This is a genomic window from Mesorhizobium sp. M0145, from assembly GCF_040322355.1.
In the GTDB taxonomy this organism is placed as follows: domain Bacteria; phylum Pseudomonadota; class Alphaproteobacteria; order Rhizobiales; family Rhizobiaceae; genus Mesorhizobium.
Genome location: NZ_JAMYTK010000020.1, coordinates 62,366 through 78,935, shown reverse-complemented (window position 1 = coordinate 78,935; position 16,570 = coordinate 62,366). Strand labels below are relative to the sequence as shown.

Below are 16,570 nucleotides of genomic sequence, written 5' to 3'. Positions count from 1 at the left end.
CAGTCTCTCCGGCCGTCGCTTGACAACAGCCGAAGGCTGCGCGACGCCAGACAAGGTGTGGCAACGGGCCAGTTTGGCATGGCAGCAGTTTCAAAAACGCTGAACATCGTTTCACGGTCGCGTGTGGGCGGTTGCCCGGCGTCCGGACGAGTACGGTGATCAAGCCGCGCTCGCGCCGCGGCGGCGGCCGCCCGACCATCGCCGATGTCGCCCGCAAGGCCGGCGTCGGCGCCATTACCGTATCGCGCGCCCTGCGTGAGCCGGGGCGTGTCTCGGAAGATCTGCGCCGCCAGATCGAGTCGGCCGTGAACGAGCTCGGCTATGTGCCCGACCCGAATGCGCGGGCGCTGGCTTCGGCGCGCGCCGAGGTCTTTGGCGTTCTGGTGCCGTCGCTTACCAACAACGTCTTTGCCGAAGTGGTGCGCGGCATCTACGACAGCCTGTCGGACGGCCCTTTCCGGATTCAGCTCGGCAACACCCACTATTCCGGCCTCGAGGAAGAGCGGCTGCTGCAGGTGTTTGGCCCGCAACGCCCAGCGGCGCTGATCGTGGCCGGCATCGACCAGACGCCGGCGTCGCGAAAACTGCTGGAAACGGCAGGCTGTCCGGTGGTGCAGGTGATGGAGACCGGGCCCGATCCGGTCGACATGATGGTCGGCTTCTCGCATTTCGAGGGCGGCAAGGCGGCTGCGGAACATCTGATCGAGGCAGGCTATCGCCGGATCGGCTTCATCGGTGCGCGCATGGATCCGCGTTCGCAGCGGCGGCTTGCCGGCTATCGCGCGGCGATGGAGGCGGCCGGCCTGTTCGATCCGAGGCTCACCACCACGACGCCGGTGCCCTCCAGCGTCACCCTCGGCCGCGAATTGTTCCGCGACGCGCTGGCCAAGGTGCCGAGCCTCGATGGGGTGTTCTGTAACAATGACGATATCGCCCTTGGCGTGCTGTTCGAATGCCACCGCGCTTCGATCGCCGTGCCGAAGACGATCGGTATCGTTGGCTTCAACGATCTCGACATGATGGAGGTGGCCTTTCCGTCGGTCACCAGCGTTCGGACCTACCGCTACGAGATCGGCCGGCGGGCGGTCGCCATGGCGCTTGCGGCGATCGAAGGCAACAGGCCAGAGCAGCGGGTCGTCGACCTTGGCTTCGAACTCAAGCGACGTGAGAGCACGGCGCGCTGAAGCGAGCTTCGACGCAATGGCGCTTTACACTACGTCATGGTAGCGCTACCAGTTATCGCCGGGCGATACTTCGCCCCGACGATGGGAGGCTGTTTATTATACATAAGCGACAGCTCATGCTTGTTTATTATGTATAATATGATAGTTTTTGTGGGACTAGCCGGGCAGCAAAGGAGGGGATCGGGTCGGCATTCGGCCACCTGAACGCGCGACGGGTACGGCGGGAGGTGCCGGGCCGGAAACGCGCAAATTCATCGGCGTAACAACAAACAAAACTGCAACTGGGAGGAATATCGATGATCAAGTCACTCGTTGGCGGTATCGTTGCCGCCACTGCTTTCGTCATGCTGAGCTCGTCGGCGATCGCCGATCCTGAAATCGTCAAGGGGCCATCGGCCGAGCCTGACTGCTTCGCGCCCTGGTCGGCCGATACGCAGTTCTTCAAGTTCCCCAAGAAAGACGGCCCGTACCGCATCGCTCTGGCCAACGGCTATATCGCCAACACTTGGCGCATCCAGATGGTGCAGACGGCAAAGGCCTATGCAGCGCAGCCGGACGTCGCGGCCAAGCTCAAGGAATTCAAGGTGGTCTCGACCGGCGAAGACGTGCCGGCCCAGATTTCGGCGATCAACAATTTCATCGATTCCGGCTATGACGCGATTGTCGTCAACGCCCAGAACCCGACCGCATTCGGTCCTGTCATCAAGCGGGCCAAGGAAGCCGGCGTGGTGCTGGTCGCCTTCGACAACATCCTCGACACCAAGGATGCCATCAACGTCAATGTCGACCAGAAAGGCCTTGGCGAATTGTGGGCCAACTGGCTGGTCAAGCACGTGCCGAACGGCGGCAAGGTGCTGGAAGTGCGCGGCGTCGCCGGCACGTCCGTCGACACCGATCGCCATAACGGCATCCACGAGGTTCTCGACGCTTCCGGCAAGAAATGGGATGTCACCGAGGTCGTCGGCAAGTGGGATGACGGCGTTGCGCAAAAGGCTACGGCCGATGCCATTGCCACCAACGGCCCCTTCGACGGCATTACCGGACAGGGCGGCGATACCGGCATCGTGCAGGCGATGATCGATGCCAAGCATCCGTTCGTGCCGTTCGGCGGCGAGACGGAGAACGGCTTCCGCAAATTCTGCGCCAAGTTCGCCGCTGACGGCCTGAAATGCTCGTCGGCCGGCACCGGCCCGGCTCAGGTCGCGGTTGCCATCAAGACGGCGATTGCAGCACTTGAAGGCCAGGTCGTGCCGCAAGCGGTCAAGCTGCCGCTGGCGATCGTCGAGGATCCGAACTTCAAGGCAGGCCAGGATTTCTTCCCCGATCAGTCCGACAATTTCTTCGTCGGCAATTCCTTCCCGACCTGCGGCATCAATTTCACGGCGCAGGAAATCATGGGCCAGAGCAAGGAAAACCAGTAAACTCCGACAGCCCGACGCCGCGGGAATCCCGCGGCGTCGGCGCTCGACATCCTGATTGCCAAGCGCCTGGGGAGGGCCGATGGACGGTGCGGTTCCGCTCTTCCGCATGGAAGGCATATCCAAGCGCTATGGCGGCGTGCGGGCGCTGGAGAAGGCCGAACTGTCGGTCACTCCAGGCAGCATCCACGCCATTCTCGGCGAGAACGGCGCCGGCAAATCGACGCTGATCAAGGTTATGGCGGGGGTCGTTGCGCCCGACGAGGGCCGCATGATGCTGGACGGAAGCGAAGTTACCTTCGCTTCGCCGGCCGCTGCCAATCAGGCCGGCATCGTCTGCATCTTCCAGGAACTGTCGCTCGTCCCCGAACTCAGCGTTGCCGACAACATCGTCATTTCCGATCCGCCGAAGCGTTTCGGCATGATCGACCGCAAGGCGCAGCGCCGCATCGCCGAAGAAGCCCTTGCTCGCGCCGGCGCTTCCGATATCCATCCGCTGGCGCTGGTCAAGGATCTTCCCCTTTCAAGAAGGCAGATGGTCGAGATCGCCAAGGCACTGGCGCGCAAGCCACGCATCCTGATCCTCGACGAGGCGACCTCGGCGCTGACTGCGGCTGACGTCGCCAGAGTTTTCGCCGTGTTGAAGCGGCTGCGTTCGGAAGGGCTGGCGCTGCTCTATATATCGCACCGCATGAACGAGATCGCCGAGCTGGCCGACCAGTGCACGGTGTTCCGCAATGGCCGCAATGTCGCCAGCTACGCGGCCGGCACCAAGAGCGACAATGAAGTCGTCGAACTGATGATCGGGCGCGAATACAGCCACATCTTTCCGCCCAAGCCCGCGCGGGCGGCTGCTGCGGCCACGCCGGTTCTGGAGGCACGCAGCCTGTCATGGACGGATCGGCTGCACGATGTCTCGCTGTCGGTCGGGGCGGGCGAGGTGGTCGGGCTTGGCGGCCTCGACGGCCAGGGCCAGCGCGAATTGCTGCTCGCCTTCTTCGGTGTGCTGCGCGGCCTGTCAGGCCAGATACTGATCGACGGCAAGCCAGTTGCGATCGCCAGCCCGGCCGCCGCGCGCGATGACCGGATCGGCATGGCGCTGATCCCGGAGGACCGCAAGACCGAAGGGCTGATGCTGCCGATGACGGTGCGTGAAAACCTCTCATTCGCTGCCCTTGACCGGCTGTCCAGGGCCGGCATCATCGATCGCGCCGCCGAGCAGCGGCTGATCGACGACATGGTCGGTCTCCTGGCGATCAAGACCGCCGGCCTCGACATTCCGGTCGGCGCGCTATCCGGTGGCAACCAGCAGAAGGTCGTCATCGCCAAATGGCTGATGCGGCAGCCGCGCATCATCCTGCTTAACGACCCGACGCGCGGCATCGACGTCGGCACCAAGCAGGAGCTTTACCAGTTGATGCGCAAGCTTGCCGACCAGGGTGCGGCGATCCTCTTCTATTCGACCGACTATGACGAGCTGATCGGCTGCTGCGACCGCGTGCTGGTGCTCTATGACGGCGCCGTCAAGCGCGAACTGGTCGGCGCCGAAATCACCGAGCGGGCGCTGATCGCCAGCGCGCTCAACATTCACGAAGAGATGCCAAGGCAAGGAGCGGACGCGTGAAGGATTGGCGCTACTGGCTTGCCGAACAGCGCGGAACGCTGCTGGCGTTCGGCATCTTCGTCGTCATGTTCGTCATCTACACCTCGAACCATCCGGCGGGCTTCACCGCCAATGTCGTACAGACGGCCTCGAACAAGGGTGTGCTGCTCGCCTTCGTCGCCATGGCGCAGACGCTGGTGGTGATCACCGCCGGCATCGATCTCTCGGTCGGCATGATCTTCACGCTGACCAACTGCCTGGCGTCGTGGCTGGTCGTCGGCACCGGCATCGAGACCGCCTTCGGCGTCATCGCCGTGCTCGGCACCGGGCTGCTGTGCGGGGCAATCAACGGCGCCATCGTCATCTATGGACGCCTGCAGCCGATCGTCGCCACCATTGCCACCGGCGCGGTCTATTTCGGCATCGCGCTGCTGCTTCGGCCGTTTCCGGGCGGCTCGGTCAATGAAGGGCTCGCCGATGCGCTGACCGGACGCCTGTTTGGTTTTGTGCCGGCGAGTCTGGTGACGCTGCTGGCGGTCGTGCTCGTGGTCTGGGTGCCGTTCAGCCGGTCGGTGCTAGGCCGCGCCGCTTATGCAGCCGGCTCCTCGGAGATGGCGGCCTACATGTCCGGCGTGCCGATCCGGCGTGGAAAGTTCGCCGCCTATGCGCTTGCCGGTCTGCTTGCCGCGATCGGCGGGCTGTTCCTGACGTTCTTCACCTATACCGGTGATGCGGCCTATGCCAGCGGCAACGCCTATACGCTGTTTTCGATCGCCGCGGTCGTGCTTGGCGGCGTGTCGCTGTTCGGCGGCAAGGGCAGCGCCATCGGCGCGATCTTCGGCGCGCTTGCCTTCCGCACCATCGGCGACCTGCTGTTCGTCTTCGATTTCGATCCGCTCTGGCAGCCCCTGTTCCAGGGCGTCATTCTGCTGATCGCGGTCAGCCTCGGCGCGTTCGCCCTGTTTCGGGTCCGCAACCGGCTGGAGTGGTTCCTGTGAGCGAAACGACTGTGAGTGGTCTCGCCGGCCGCATGCCGAAATTCCTCCGCCGCGCCGACCCGGCGGTGCTGACGGCGTTCGCCTGCATCGTGCTGCTGCTGTTCCTCGGCAGCCTCTATTCGCGCAGCTTCCTGTCGCCTGAATACCTTTTGCAGCAGCTCAAGGTGGCGTCGTTTCTCGGCGTCATCGCGACCGGCATGATGCTGGTCATCCTGCTCGGCCAGATCGACCTGTCGGTGCCCTGGTCGGTGGCGGCCGGCGCCATGATGGCCTGCGCCGCGGCCGCATACGGTACCGTCGGCGTGGCGCTTGCCATTCCGTTCGGCATCTTCTGCGGTGTTCTGATCGGCATCGTCAACGGCATCGGCGTCGCCTATCTGCGCATTCCCTCGATGATCATCACGCTTGCCACCAACGCCGTCGCGCAGGGGCTGATGGTGGTCTACACGGGCGGTTTCTCGCCGCAGGATTCGGCGACCGGTGCGATGCGCTATCTGGCGACCGGCTTTGCCGTTCCTGCCGTGCCCAACGCCGTCCTCATCTGGGCGCTGATCGGCGCCGCAATGGTGTTCGTGCTGACCCGCACCGGCTTCGGCCGCACCGTCTACGGCATCGGCAATCGCGAGCGTGCCGCCTATCTTTCCGGCATCGATACAAGGCGCGTGGTGATGATCGCCTTTGCGGTTTCGGGCGGGCTCTCGGCCTTCGGTGGCGTGCTTTTGGCCGGCTATGCCTCCAAGGCGGCGCAGTCGATGGGCGATGCCTATCTGCTGCCGTCGATCGCCGCGGTGGTGCTCGGCGGCACCTCGATCCTCGGCGGGCGCGGCTCCTATCTCGGCACCGTCGCCGGGGTAATCCTGATCACCCTCTTGCAGTCCATTCTCTCTGTCATGCAGATGCCGGAGGCGGGACGGCAGATCATCTACGGCGTCGTCATCGTAGCCATGCTGCTGCTCTATGGCCGCGCGCCGGCAAGCCGCTGACCTGCATGACCGGTAAAGACGTGGCATATAAGCCGGCGAGCACTGTTCGAACGACACCCGCCATCGTGGTGATGGGCGTCGCCGGCTGCGGCAAGTCGGTCGTCGGCGAAGCGCTTGCAGCGGCATTGGGCGCCGTCTTTATCGAAGGCGACAGGCTGCATCCGCCCGAAAACGTCGCGCGCATGGCGAGCGGGCAGCCGCTTACCGACGCGCTGCGCGAGGGCTGGCTCGACGCGATCGGCCAGCGGATGGCCGCGTCGGTCGCAAGCGGGCAAGGTGTGGTCGCCGCCTGCTCGGCGCTGAAGCGCAGCTACCGCGATCGCCTGCGCGGCTTTTGCCCGGATATCGTTTTCGTTTACCTGGAGATCGACCCGGCAACAGCAAAACAGCGCGTCGGCAATCGCAAGGGTCATTTCATGCCGGCAAGCCTGGTCGACAGCCAGTTCGCCACGCTCGAGGCGCCAGCGGCGGACGAGGCGGCGATAACCTTGGATGGCACGCGTCCGGTCGCCGACACCGTTGCGACTGCCTTGAGCCTGCTCGCGCGCTAGATTTGCGACGTCAGTTCGACTGGGAAATCGTCATTGTCGGCGTCGCGCATGGCCGCGAGGCTGCGGTTGTCCAGCACCTCGGCGATCGCCTGCCGGACCTCCAGCATCATGTGCCGAACCTGGCAGGTCGCCTCGTCGCAATCCTCGCAGCGCTGGTATTGCGTGCGGCTGGCGCAGGGGATCGGCGCCAGCGGCCCGTCGAGGACACGCACGACATGGCCGATCTTGATCTCGGAAGCCGGCCGGGCAAGGCGGTAACCGCCTTCCTTGCCCTTGCGGCTCTGGACGAAGCCGGCGTTACGCAACTCGCCCAGGATGGCATCCAGGAATTTCTTGGGGATGTTATTGGCGACCGCAATGTCGTTGACGAATGCGAGCTGGCCGACCGGCAGGCCCGACAGATGCACGAGGGCCTTGAGGCCGTATTTGCCTTTTTTGGTAAGCATGCCCCGAGTCAACCCATGAAGCCCCAACCACCCGCGTCTGGCGGCTGTTTGTGTGCAAATCATAACGGTTTGATCACGCGAAGCCGTTCGCGAAAACAAGCCGTCCGTTCTCACGGTAGGCACAAACGCGTTGATTCTTTGTAACGTTTTGGACGGAATGCGCCCGGAAAGTGCCAGAAATCACCTTTCGCGGCGCGAAAGCAAAGAAGCCGGCAAAGCCGGCTTCTGTCAAAGTTGGAAGATCGCCTCAGCGGCTACCATAAGTCTGGTCGAGCAGACCGCCCGCTGCAAAGTGCTCGGCCTGGACCTTGGCCCAGCCGCCGAAGACGTCCTCCACCGTCAGCAGGCGGACATCGGGAAACTCAGCCTTATATTTGGCGGCGACCGCCGCGTCCCGGGCCCGCAGGCCGTTGCGGGCGGCGATGTCCTGGCCCTCCGGCGTATAGAGGAAGTCGAGATAGGTCTTGGCGAGATCGCGCGTGCCATGCTCGTCTGCAACGGTGTCGACGATCGCCACCGGAAATTCCGCCAACAGGCTGACCGAAGGCGTTACCTGCTCGAACTTGTCCTCGCCATACTCCTTGCGGACGCCGCGCGTTTCCGACTCGAAGGTGATGAGTACGTCGCCGATTTCGCGCTGCACGAAAGTGGTGGTCGCGGCGCGCCCGCCGCTGTCGAACACCGGCACGTTGTTGAACAGCTTGGTGACGAACTCCTTCACCTTGGCGTCGTCGTCCTTGAAGGCTTCCTTGGCGTAGGCGGTGGCCGCAAGATAGGTGTAGCGCGCATTGCCCGAGGTTTTCGGATTGGGGAAGATCACCTGCACGTCGTCGCGCACGAGATCGCTCCAATCCTTGATGTGCTTCGGATTGCCGGCGCGCACCAGGAAGGACGGCAGCGAATAGAAAGGCGAGGCGTTGTCCGGAAAGTCCTTCTGCCAGTCGGCGGAGATGAGGCCCTTTTTGACCAGGAAGTCGATGTCGATGACCTGGTTGAACGTGACCACGTCGGCGCCGAGGCCTTCGGCGATGGCGCGTGCTTGTGCCGAGGTTCCGGCATGCGACTGATCGATGGTGACGCCGGGGTGGCCGGCGACGAACGCCTTGTTGACCTGCGCAAACAGTTCGCGGCCGACATCATAGGAAGCATTGAGCAATCTGTCGGCCGACCAGGCTTGGGAGGATGCGAGGAACAAGCCGGCCAACGTGGCGACGCCAAGCAAAAATCGCTTCATCAAAACAGGCTCCAATGCCATGAGCTTAATGCCGGACCATAGCGGCAAGGCATCGTGCGCGACGAGGCACGCAGAGCGGCCGCTCCACGTTGTCGATAGAAGAAATATTCCCGCTGTGGGCGATTTCTAGTCTTTTCTTTCAAGCAGAGTCTCAGGACAGCTTGGCAGCGGCGCCGATGCCGTCGGCGTGCACGATGGTTCCCGGCCGGCCAACGCGGTGCAAGGCGATTGCATCGCCGCCCTGTCTGGCATATACAAATAGTATATACAAGGAGCTGTTGTCATGTCTCAACACCGCCATTCAACAACCCCGCCGAAGGAGGCGAAGCTGTTTCGTAACAATCGCAGCCAGGCGGTGCGCATTCCTGTCGAGTTCGAACTTCCCGGCGAAAAGGTCTTGATCAGCCGTGAAGGCGACCGCCTGATCATCGAGCCGGTCCGCAAACCTGGCCTCACCGCACTGCTCGCGCAATGGGCGAAAGAGCCGCCGCCCGATGCCGAGGAAGACTTTCCCGAAGTCGAGGATATGCCTGTCAAATCCGAGGAATTTTTTTGATGCGGTTCATGCTGGACACGAACATTGTCAGCGACATGATCCGAAATCCGGCCGGGAAAGCCGCAAGCGCTGTCCTGCGCGTGGGAGACGCCGCCGTGTGTACCAGCATCGTGGTCGCGTCGGAACTGCGATATGGCTGCGTCAAGAAAAGATCAGCCAAGTTGCACAAGAAGGTCGAGGAATTGCTGGCTGAGATTCCCGTCTTGCCGCTCGATGTGCCGATGGATGCCGAGTACGGCGCGATTCGCGCAGAACTGGAAGGCAGGGGCCAGACCATCGGCCAAAATGACCTTTTTATTGCTGCCCACGCCCGTGCGCTTGGAACTACCCTGGTGACCGCCAACACCGGGGAGTTCAACCGGATCAAAGGCCTGAAGGTCGAGAACTGGCTGGTGTAGCGCCTGATAGAGGATCAAGCGGCCGGAAAAAGCTTCCAGCGCCGCGGCCGAAAAGCCACTCGACTTTTCTGCGCCGCCGGATGGTCGATGGGCAATTCGATCTCGACCCGCTGGCGTTCGCCGCCGATTTCGAGCTCGACCCGCCTGGTGCCGGCGACGCGGCGGCTGGCGGCGACCGTGCCGGCGATGCAGCCGTTGCATTCTTCCACCAGATCGACGTCGTGCGGGCGAAAGAACAGCGTCGCTTCGCCTTGCGGTGCGTGCGGCGCGGAAAGCCCGATCGGCCGGTCGGCGATCCAGACCTGGCCGTCCTCGACCTTGACCGGGATCGAGCTCGATTCGCCGATAAAGCCATAAACGAACGGCGAGTTCGGGGTGTCGTAGATCTCGTCGGCGGTGCCGACCTGCTCGATGCGGCCCTGGCTCATCACCACGACGCGGTCGGCAAGCTCCAGCGCCTCTTCCTGGTCATGGGTGACGAAGACCGTGGTGTGGCCGGTGGCGTCGTGGATGTCGCGCAGCCAGCGGCGCAGTTCGCGGCGCACCTGCGCATCGAGCGCGCCGAACGGCTCGTCGAGCAAAAGCACGGCCGGTTCGATCGCCATGGCGCGGGCCAGCGCCACGCGCTGGCGCTGGCCGCCCGAAAGCTGTGCCGGATAGCGTTTTTCCAGACCGGAAAGCTGAACGAGGTTGAGAAGTTCCGAAGCGCGGCGGCGGATTTCCTTCGCCGACGGGCGTGACGGCCCGTGCCGGACCTTGAGGCCGAAGCCGATATTGTCGGCGACCGTCATGTGGCGAAACAGCGCGTAGTGCTGGAAGACGAAGCCGACATTGCGCTCCTGAATCGACTTTTGGGAGGCATCCTCTTCGCCGAAGAAGATCTTTCCGCGGGTCGGCCGCTCCAAGCCGGCAATCAGCCTGAGCAGCGTCGTCTTGCCGGAACCGGAAGGTCCCAGCAGGGCGATCAGTTCTCCCGACTTGATGTCGAGCGAAACGTCGCGGAGGGCCGGAAACCGCTCAAACTCCTTGCGCACGTTGGCAACGCGAACTTCCATGCAAATCCCTTTTGTAGTTGATGCATGCCGTTATCCCAAAACCGGTTCCCACTTTTGGGCGACATCAAATCTTTGTTTTATGCATGTCGTTGTCCAAAAACCGCTACACACTTTTGGGCGACATGCATTTGTCAGTGTCCGCGCGTCGCGGCGATCTCGGCGCCGTAGCGCATCTCGAGAAGTGTTTTCAAGACCAGCGTGACGAGCGCCAGGCCGGCAAGCAGCGAAGCGACGGCAAAGGCGGCGGCGGCATTGTACTCGTTATAAAGGATTTCAACATGCAGCGGCATGGTGTTGGTTAGCCCGCGTATGTGGCCCGACACGACCGAGACCGCGCCGAACTCGCCCATGGCACGGGCATTGCACAGCAACACGCCGTAGAGCAATCCCCATTTGACGTTGGGCAACGTCACGTACCAGAACGCCTGCCAGCCATTGGCCCCGAGCGACAGGGCTGCCTCCTCGTCGCCATTGCCTTGTTCCTGCATCAGCGGGATCAATTCGCGGGCGACGAAGGGGAAGGTGACGAAGATCGTGGCCAGCACGATGCCCGGCACGGCAAACAGGATGACGATGCCATGCGCCTTGAGCCAGGCGCCGAGCAGGCCTTGCGCGCCGAACAGAAGTACATAGACCAGGCCGGAAATGACCGGCGAGACCGAAAAGGGCAGGTCGATGAGTGTGGTCAGGAACGCCTTTCCCTTGAACTCGAACTTGGCGATCGCCCATGCGGCGGAGATGCCGAAAATCACATTGAGCGGCACCGAGATCGCCGCGACCAGAAGCGTCAGGCGGATCGCCGAGCGCGTGTCCGGTTCGCTCAGCGCCTGTGTGTAGGCCTCGATACCTTTGGCGAAAGCTTCCTTGAAGACGATGATCAGCGGCAGGAGCAGGAAAATGCCGAGGAAGGCAAAGGTCACGATCATCAGCACGGTTCTCGCCGTGCGGCTCTCGGTCACCGCCGGCGACTGGCTTTCATGGTGCGGCGCGTAGGATTTGATCTCCGGGTCAGCCATAGCGCTTGCGGCTCCAGGTCTGCACCAGGTTGATGACCAGCAGCATGACGAAGGACAGCGCCAGCATGATCGCCGCTATCGCGGTCGCCGCGGCGTAATTATATTCCTCCAGCCGGATGACGATCAGAAGCGGCGCGATCTCGGATTTGAACGGCAGGTTGCCGGCGATAAAGATGACGGAACCGTACTCGCCGACGCCGCGCGCGAAGGCCAGCGCGAAACCGGTGACGATGGCAGGCGCCAGTCCGGGTAGTAGAACGCGGCTGATGATCTGGAAGCGATTGGCGCCGAGCGTGGCGGCCACTTCTTCGACCTCCTTGTCGATCTCCTCCATGATCGGCTGCACGGTGCGCACGACGAAGGGCAGACCGATGAAGACCAGCGCGATGACGATGCCGAGCGGCGTATACGCGACCTTAATGCCGAGCGGCGTCAGCAGGCTTCCGATCCAGCCATTCGGTGCGTAAAGCGTGGTCAGCGCGATGCCGGCAACCGCCGTCGGCAGCGCGAAGGGCAGGTCGACCATGGCATCGGCGATGCGGCGGCCTGGAAAGCTGTAGCGCACCAGCACCCACGCGACGATCGTGCCGAAGACGACGTTGACGGCGGCGGCAATGAAGGCGGTGCCGAAGCTGATTTCAAGCGCGTTGATGGTGCGGCGGTCGGTGACGATCGCCCAGAAGTCGGTCCAGCCGAGCGCCGCCGAGCGCCAGATCAGCCCGGACAGGGGAATGAGGATGATGAGGGTGAGGTAGGCAAGCGAGAAGCCGAGCGTCAATCCGAAACCCGGAATGACGCTCGGCTGCCTGAATCGCCACCCCGCCTTGGCGGGTGCTGTGGTCATGTCGTCCTGATCTAAATGCTACTGGGCCGGTTTGTAGATCTGGTCGAATATACCACCATCGCCGAAATGATAAGGCTGTGCCTTCTTCCAGCCGCCAAAAAGCGGGTCGTCGATGGTGATCAGCTTGATCTCAGGCAGCTTGGCCAAGTCCTCCGCCGGCACCAACTCGGGCTTCGAAGGGCGATAATGGTTTTTGGCGATGAGCGTCTGGCCTTCCTTGGAATAGAGATAGCTCAGATAAGCTTCGGCAACTTTCCGCGTGCCTTTGGCGTCGACATTAGCGTCGACCACGGCGACCGGCGGCTCGGCCAGGATCGAGGTCGGCGGGTAGACGATATCGAAATTGTCGGCGCCGAACTCGTCGAGCGCCAGATAGGCCTCGTTTTCCCAGGCGAGCAGCACGTCGCCCAGCCCTTTTTGCGCGAAGGTCACGGTTGCGCCGCGCGCACCGGTGTCGAGAACCGGGACATGCGCATAGAGATTGCCGACGAATTCCTTGGTCTTGGCCTCGTCGCCGCCATCCTTGGCGCTGGCATAGGCCCAGGCGGCGAGATAGTTCCAGCGCGCACCACCGGAGGTCTTGGGATTCGGCGTGATCACCTGGACGTCGTCCTTGACCAGATCGCCCCAGTCATGGATGCCCTTGGGGTTTCCCTTGCGGACGAGAAAGATGATGGTCGAGGTGTAGGGCGCCGAATTGTTTTCGAATTTCGTCCGCCAGTCGGGATTGATCCTCTTCGCTTTCGAGACAATGGCGTTGATATCGCCTTCGAGCGCCAGCGTCACCACGTCGGCGTCGAGGCCGTCGATCACGGCGCGAGCCTGCGCGCCCGACCCGCCATGCGACTGCTGGACGGTGACCGTCTCGCCTGTCTCGGCCTTCCAGTGGGCGGTGAAGGCCTCGTCGAATTGTTTGTAGAGCTCACGCGTCGGATCATAGGACACGTTGAGAATGGTGGTGTCGGCAAACGCGAAACCGAGCGTGCCGAACTGGACAGACGTGGCGACCAGTGCGCCGAGCAGTTTCCTGAAATGAGGTTTGGTCATTTCCGCCTCCGTTGAACTCGCGCCAATCTACCGAATTGATAGAATTTAGATGCATTCAATGTTGCCTTTTTTGGCCTATTGAAGCAATTTTTCGCCTAGTTTCGGCGATGCGAGAAACTATTTTCCCCGCATGGACCATGATCGCGCTCCCGACGCGATTATCTAGAGACGGCTAGCTTTTCGGCAATGGCTGCGTCGCGCCCGAAGGTTTCGGCCGGCTATTCGGCGGTAACGGGAAAGTTGAAGCGCTCTTTTGGAAACGGCTCGTTCTCCAGCGTGAAGTGCCACCATTCGCGGGCGTAATTCTTGAAGCCGCCGGCACGCATCGCCTCGACAAGTCTTTTGCGGTTAGCCGCCGCTTCACTGGCTATGGATCGGTGAGCCGTTTCGCTCGCTGGATCGAAACAGTCGAAACCCGTGCCGAAATCGAGCGTGTCGGCATCGGTCGCGCCGCAGGACGGTTTCGGAGCGCTCTTGCGGTCGGCTCGCGCGATCGCGACATCGACCGTCGATCCGCGCGAATGGGTGGACAGTTCGCCGATATAGCCCTTGGCGATGAGATCCTTGCGCTTGACCTTTGGGTACCACTGCGGGTCCGGTGGTCCACTCGTTTTTGTCCAGTCACCCATGTCGGAGACAGCCCGCGCAGGGCGATAGCAGTCGAACACGACCAGCGTCAGCCCTTCGGCGGCAATCGCTTTCTGCACTGCCGAAAGCGCTTGCGCCGCTTGCCTGGTGAGGACGCATACCGGCGCATCGTAGCCGCTTACCTTGCGATGCAGGAAATTTTCGAGGCCGGCATAGCGGATATCCTGCCGGATATTGGGATCGATGTCGGCTAGCCGAACAAAGCTGGCGGGCAGCGCGTCAGCAGACGCCGAGAAAGTACCGGCGGCCGAAAGCAAGACGTAAAACACAATCCCCTGAATCACCTGCCGGAAATTATTCAAGGGAAACTTTCACTCGACGAAAACCTTCACACTGGCCGCGCGTCCCGCCGCGTCGATCACGGTTAGGGTCGAATAGCCGGCGCCGTCCGGCTGCCAGGTCGCGGTGCGCCGCCGGTCGATGCCGACCAGCGGCTTGCCGTTGGCCAGCCAGCGGAATGGTGCGCGGCCGCCTTGCAGCTTGAGCACCAGCGGCGAGGGGTCGGCCGAGGAAGTGCCGAGATCGACGCGAGCGCCGTCGGGCGGAAAGATGATGGTTGGCGCAGGTTCGGTCGGCATCGCCTGTACCAGCCCATCGGCGCCGGCGCCGAAGCGCGTCAGCGTCACCGGCAGCTCCTCGCGCTTCGGACGCCGGACGCCGGACGGCTGGCTCGGCAGCGGTACGGCGGCCAGGCTGGAACGGACAAAACCTTCGAACAGGATGGGCGCAGCCGAGACATAGCCGGACAGGCCGGGCACAGCGCCGGCGTCGGGGCGGCCGACCCAGACGCCGAGCACGTAGCGGCCGTCGAAGCCGACCGACCAGGCGTCGCGATAGCCGTAGGAGGTGCCGGTCTTGTAGGCGATGCCGCGTTGGGCGGCACCCTGGGGAGGCTTGACGCCTGACAGGATGTCGGTGATCTGCCAGGTCGCCTGCCCGTCGAGGATGGTGGTGGTCGAGCGTTCGGCATTCGCCGGCTCGGTGCCGTCATGCAGCGTGTGTGCCTTGCCGCCATTGGCAAGGCCGGCATAGAGTTGGACCAGGTCGCGCAGGGTCACCCCGACGCCGCCGAGGCCGATCGCCAGGCCGGGCGCTTCGTTGACGGGCAGGATAGGGGTCACATCGGCCTGGCGAAAGCGTGCCATCAGCCGGGCCGGGCCGACCGCGTCGAGCACGCGGATCGCCGGCACGTTGAGCGACAATTGCAGCGCCTGCCTGATGCTGACATCGCCCTGATAGCCCATGTCGAAGTTCTTCGGCCGATACCCGGAGAAATCGGCTGGGCTGTCCTCGATCAGCATCTCCTGCGCCACCAGGCCCTGTTCGAAGGCGAGGCCGTAGATGAACGGCTTCAGCGTCGAGCCAGGCGAGCGAACGACCTTGGTCATGTCGATCCAGCCCGAACGGCTGGCATCGAAGAAATCGGCAGAGCCGACCTCACCAAGAATATCGCCGGTACGGGCATCGGCCAGTACCATGGCCACCGAGAGGCGAGGGCCGAGCCTGGCGGCCGCATCCTTGGCCACCTGCTCCAGCCCTTCCTGGACACTCTTGCGGATCGTCAGTTGCAGCTTCTGGCCGGGAATGGCCTTGGACAGCATCGTATAGGCCGCATGGGCAGCGAGCGCCGGCAAGGTCCGCCGGAGCCCCGACACATCGTCGAGCGCGGCACGCGCGGCCTCACGTTCGCCGAGCAGGCCCGCCGAGACCATGCGGGTCAGCACGCGGTCGCGGGCGGCATGGGCGACGTCGAGGTTGCGGTCAGGGCGCCGCTTTTCCGGCAATTGCGGCAAAGCGACGAGCAGGGCCGCCTCCGAGACCGTCAGCCGTTTCGGCTCCTTGCCGAAATAGGCAAGCGAAGCCGCGCGCACACCTTCGAGATTGCCGCCATAGGGCGCCAGCGTCAGATAGCGTTCGAGGATCTCGCGCTTGGAAAGCCGCCGTTCGATCTGGAGGGCGCGCAGCATCTGCTTGATCTTCGAGCCGAGGCTGCGGCTGTCGCGCGGTTCGATCAACCGGGCGAGTTGCATCGGCAGCGTCGAGCCACCGGACACGATATGGCCGCTGGTCGCGAACTGGCCGGCGGCACGCGCCAGTGCCAGCACGTCGACGCCTTGATGATCCCAGAAACGCTTGTCCTCATAGGTGACCAGCATGTCGACGAACTGCTTGTCGACCTGGTCCAGGCTGGTAGCGAGCCGCCAGTAGCCATCCGGCGTAGCGAAGGCGCGCAGCAGCTGGCCGTCTCGGTCCTGCACCTCGGTCGAGACCGTCAAAGCAGCCGGCAGCGGCGGCGGAAATGCGCGGTCGAGCTGCCAGAGGGCGGCGGCGGTGATTGCAGCGAGACCGGCCAAGGAAATGCCCGTGATGGCCGCTCGGCGCAGGAATTTTCTGGAGAGCACGGCGCTGCCCTTCTTCCTTCTCCCCTTGTGGGAGAAGGTGGATTGGCGCGCAGCGCCAAGACGGTTGAGGGGTGCTGGCGAGAGCGCTATTGGTGCCAAGCTGGAACACCCCTCATCCGACCTCGCTTCGCGAGGCCACCTTCTCCCACAAGGGGAGAAGGGAGAGCCGGCCGCGACCTCGGCTCCC

Annotated in this window: 16 protein-coding genes; 8 read left to right on the top strand and 8 right to left on the bottom strand. The window is 63.3% G+C overall.

Annotation, left to right across the window (positions count from 1 at the left end; genetic code table 11):
* Positions 1-155: 155 nt before the first annotated feature.
* The 6 genes from gntR to NKJ28_RS24680 all read left to right on the top strand — a co-directional run bounded on the left by gntR (position 156) and on the right by NKJ28_RS24680 (position 6,737).
* Positions 156-1,184 (top strand): HTH-type transcriptional regulator GntR, encoded by a 1,029-nt coding sequence (gene gntR / locus NKJ28_RS24705; RefSeq protein WP_352571764.1) that lies wholly within the window; start codon positions 156-158, stop codon positions 1,182-1,184.
* Between the two features lie 296 nt (positions 1,185-1,480).
* Positions 1,481-2,605, top strand: a complete 1,125-nt coding sequence (locus tag NKJ28_RS24700) for a sugar ABC transporter substrate-binding protein (protein ID WP_352571765.1) — start codon at positions 1,481-1,483, stop codon at positions 2,603-2,605.
* 79 nt (positions 2,606-2,684) lie between these two features.
* Positions 2,685-4,226: a sugar ABC transporter ATP-binding protein gene (locus NKJ28_RS24695; RefSeq protein ID WP_352637291.1), complete on the top strand. Its 1,542-nt coding sequence runs from the start codon at positions 2,685-2,687 to the stop codon at positions 4,224-4,226.
* Complete coding sequence (locus tag NKJ28_RS24690; RefSeq protein WP_352564358.1) at positions 4,223-5,203, top strand: ABC transporter permease; 981 nt, start codon at positions 4,223-4,225, stop codon at positions 5,201-5,203. The genes NKJ28_RS24695 and NKJ28_RS24690 overlap by 4 nt, the downstream gene beginning before the upstream one ends.
* Positions 5,200-6,186, top strand: coding sequence for an ABC transporter permease (locus NKJ28_RS24685; protein ID WP_352456242.1), 987 nt, complete (start codon positions 5,200-5,202; stop codon positions 6,184-6,186). Before NKJ28_RS24690 ends, NKJ28_RS24685 begins: the two co-directional genes overlap by 4 nt.
* A 5-nt stretch (positions 6,187-6,191) precedes the next feature.
* A complete protein-coding gene (locus tag NKJ28_RS24680; protein ID WP_352637290.1) occupies positions 6,192-6,737 on the top strand; it encodes a gluconokinase in 546 nt (181 codons plus the stop codon).
* Here the strand turns inward: NKJ28_RS24680 and NKJ28_RS24675 are convergent.
* The gene (locus NKJ28_RS24675) at positions 6,734-7,183 is read right to left on the bottom strand and encodes an RrF2 family transcriptional regulator (protein WP_006202816.1); all 450 of its coding nucleotides are present in this window, start codon (positions 7,181-7,183) and stop codon (positions 6,734-6,736) included. The genes NKJ28_RS24680 and NKJ28_RS24675 overlap by 4 nt on opposite strands.
* A gap of 247 nt (positions 7,184-7,430) precedes the next feature.
* Positions 7,431-8,417 carry a sulfate ABC transporter substrate-binding protein gene (locus NKJ28_RS24670; protein ID WP_352637288.1) on the bottom strand — a complete coding sequence of 329 codons (987 nt, stop codon included), beginning with the start codon at positions 8,415-8,417 and terminating at the stop codon, positions 7,431-7,433.
* Between the two features lie 283 nt (positions 8,418-8,700).
* Between NKJ28_RS24670 and NKJ28_RS24665 the strand changes: the two genes are divergently transcribed.
* Together NKJ28_RS24665 and NKJ28_RS24660 are read left to right on the top strand one after the other, a co-directional pair.
* Positions 8,701-8,973: an antitoxin gene (locus tag NKJ28_RS24665; protein ID WP_352595373.1), complete on the top strand. Its 273-nt coding sequence runs from the start codon at positions 8,701-8,703 to the stop codon at positions 8,971-8,973.
* Positions 8,973-9,371: a type II toxin-antitoxin system VapC family toxin gene (locus tag NKJ28_RS24660; protein WP_352637287.1), complete on the top strand. Its 399-nt coding sequence runs from the start codon at positions 8,973-8,975 to the stop codon at positions 9,369-9,371. Before NKJ28_RS24665 ends, NKJ28_RS24660 begins: the two co-directional genes overlap by 1 nt.
* A 14-nt stretch (positions 9,372-9,385) precedes the next feature.
* On the opposite strand, the gene NKJ28_RS24655 is transcribed toward NKJ28_RS24660, so the two are convergent.
* From NKJ28_RS24655 to pbpC, 6 genes are all read right to left on the bottom strand, one after another.
* Positions 9,386-10,426 carry a sulfate/molybdate ABC transporter ATP-binding protein gene (locus NKJ28_RS24655; RefSeq protein WP_352637286.1) on the bottom strand — a complete coding sequence of 347 codons (1,041 nt, stop codon included), beginning with the start codon at positions 10,424-10,426 and terminating at the stop codon, positions 9,386-9,388.
* Positions 10,427-10,557: 131 nt separating this feature from the next.
* The gene (gene cysW / locus NKJ28_RS24650) at positions 10,558-11,442 is read right to left on the bottom strand and encodes a sulfate ABC transporter permease subunit CysW (RefSeq protein WP_352637285.1); all 885 of its coding nucleotides are present in this window, start codon (positions 11,440-11,442) and stop codon (positions 10,558-10,560) included.
* Positions 11,435-12,286, bottom strand: a complete 852-nt coding sequence (cysT, locus tag NKJ28_RS24645; protein WP_023675839.1) for a sulfate ABC transporter permease subunit CysT — start codon at positions 12,284-12,286, stop codon at positions 11,435-11,437. Before cysT ends, cysW begins: the two co-directional genes overlap by 8 nt.
* Positions 12,287-12,304: 18 nt before the next feature.
* Positions 12,305-13,333, bottom strand: coding sequence for a sulfate ABC transporter substrate-binding protein (locus NKJ28_RS24640; protein WP_023675840.1), 1,029 nt, complete (start codon positions 13,331-13,333; stop codon positions 12,305-12,307).
* A 218-nt stretch (positions 13,334-13,551) separates the two neighbouring features.
* Positions 13,552-14,250: a M15 family metallopeptidase gene (locus NKJ28_RS24635; RefSeq protein ID WP_352621236.1), complete on the bottom strand. Its 699-nt coding sequence runs from the start codon at positions 14,248-14,250 to the stop codon at positions 13,552-13,554.
* A gap of 42 nt (positions 14,251-14,292) precedes the next feature.
* Positions 14,293-16,383, bottom strand: a complete 2,091-nt coding sequence (gene pbpC, locus NKJ28_RS24630) for a penicillin-binding protein 1C (RefSeq protein WP_352637284.1) — start codon at positions 16,381-16,383, stop codon at positions 14,293-14,295.
* Positions 16,384-16,570 lie beyond the last annotated feature (187 nt).

Excerpts from the sequence above, each read along its gene's own strand:
- NKJ28_RS24700 (WP_352571765.1), top strand. The coding sequence starts at position 1,481 with ATGATCAAGTCACTCGTTGGCGGTATCGTTGCCGCCACTGCTTTCGTC.
- NKJ28_RS24695 (WP_352637291.1), top strand. The coding sequence starts at position 2,685 with ATGGACGGTGCGGTTCCGCTCTTCCGCATGGAAGGCATATCCAAGCGC.
- NKJ28_RS24680 (WP_352637290.1), top strand. The coding sequence starts at position 6,192 with ATGACCGGTAAAGACGTGGCATATAAGCCGGCGAGCACTGTTCGAACG.
- NKJ28_RS24675 (WP_006202816.1), bottom strand. The coding sequence starts at position 7,183 with ATGCTTACCAAAAAAGGCAAATACGGCCTCAAGGCCCTCGTGCATCTG.
- NKJ28_RS24670 (WP_352637288.1), bottom strand. The coding sequence starts at position 8,417 with ATGAAGCGATTTTTGCTTGGCGTCGCCACGTTGGCCGGCTTGTTCCTC.
- NKJ28_RS24665 (WP_352595373.1), top strand. The coding sequence starts at position 8,701 with ATGTCTCAACACCGCCATTCAACAACCCCGCCGAAGGAGGCGAAGCTG.
- NKJ28_RS24660 (WP_352637287.1), top strand. The coding sequence starts at position 8,973 with ATGCGGTTCATGCTGGACACGAACATTGTCAGCGACATGATCCGAAAT.
- NKJ28_RS24655 (WP_352637286.1), bottom strand. The coding sequence starts at position 10,426 with ATGGAAGTTCGCGTTGCCAACGTGCGCAAGGAGTTTGAGCGGTTTCCG.
- cysW (WP_352637285.1), bottom strand. The coding sequence starts at position 11,442 with ATGGCTGACCCGGAGATCAAATCCTACGCGCCGCACCATGAAAGCCAG.
- cysT (WP_023675839.1), bottom strand. The coding sequence starts at position 12,286 with ATGACCACAGCACCCGCCAAGGCGGGGTGGCGATTCAGGCAGCCGAGC.
- NKJ28_RS24640 (WP_023675840.1), bottom strand. The coding sequence starts at position 13,333 with ATGACCAAACCTCATTTCAGGAAACTGCTCGGCGCACTGGTCGCCACG.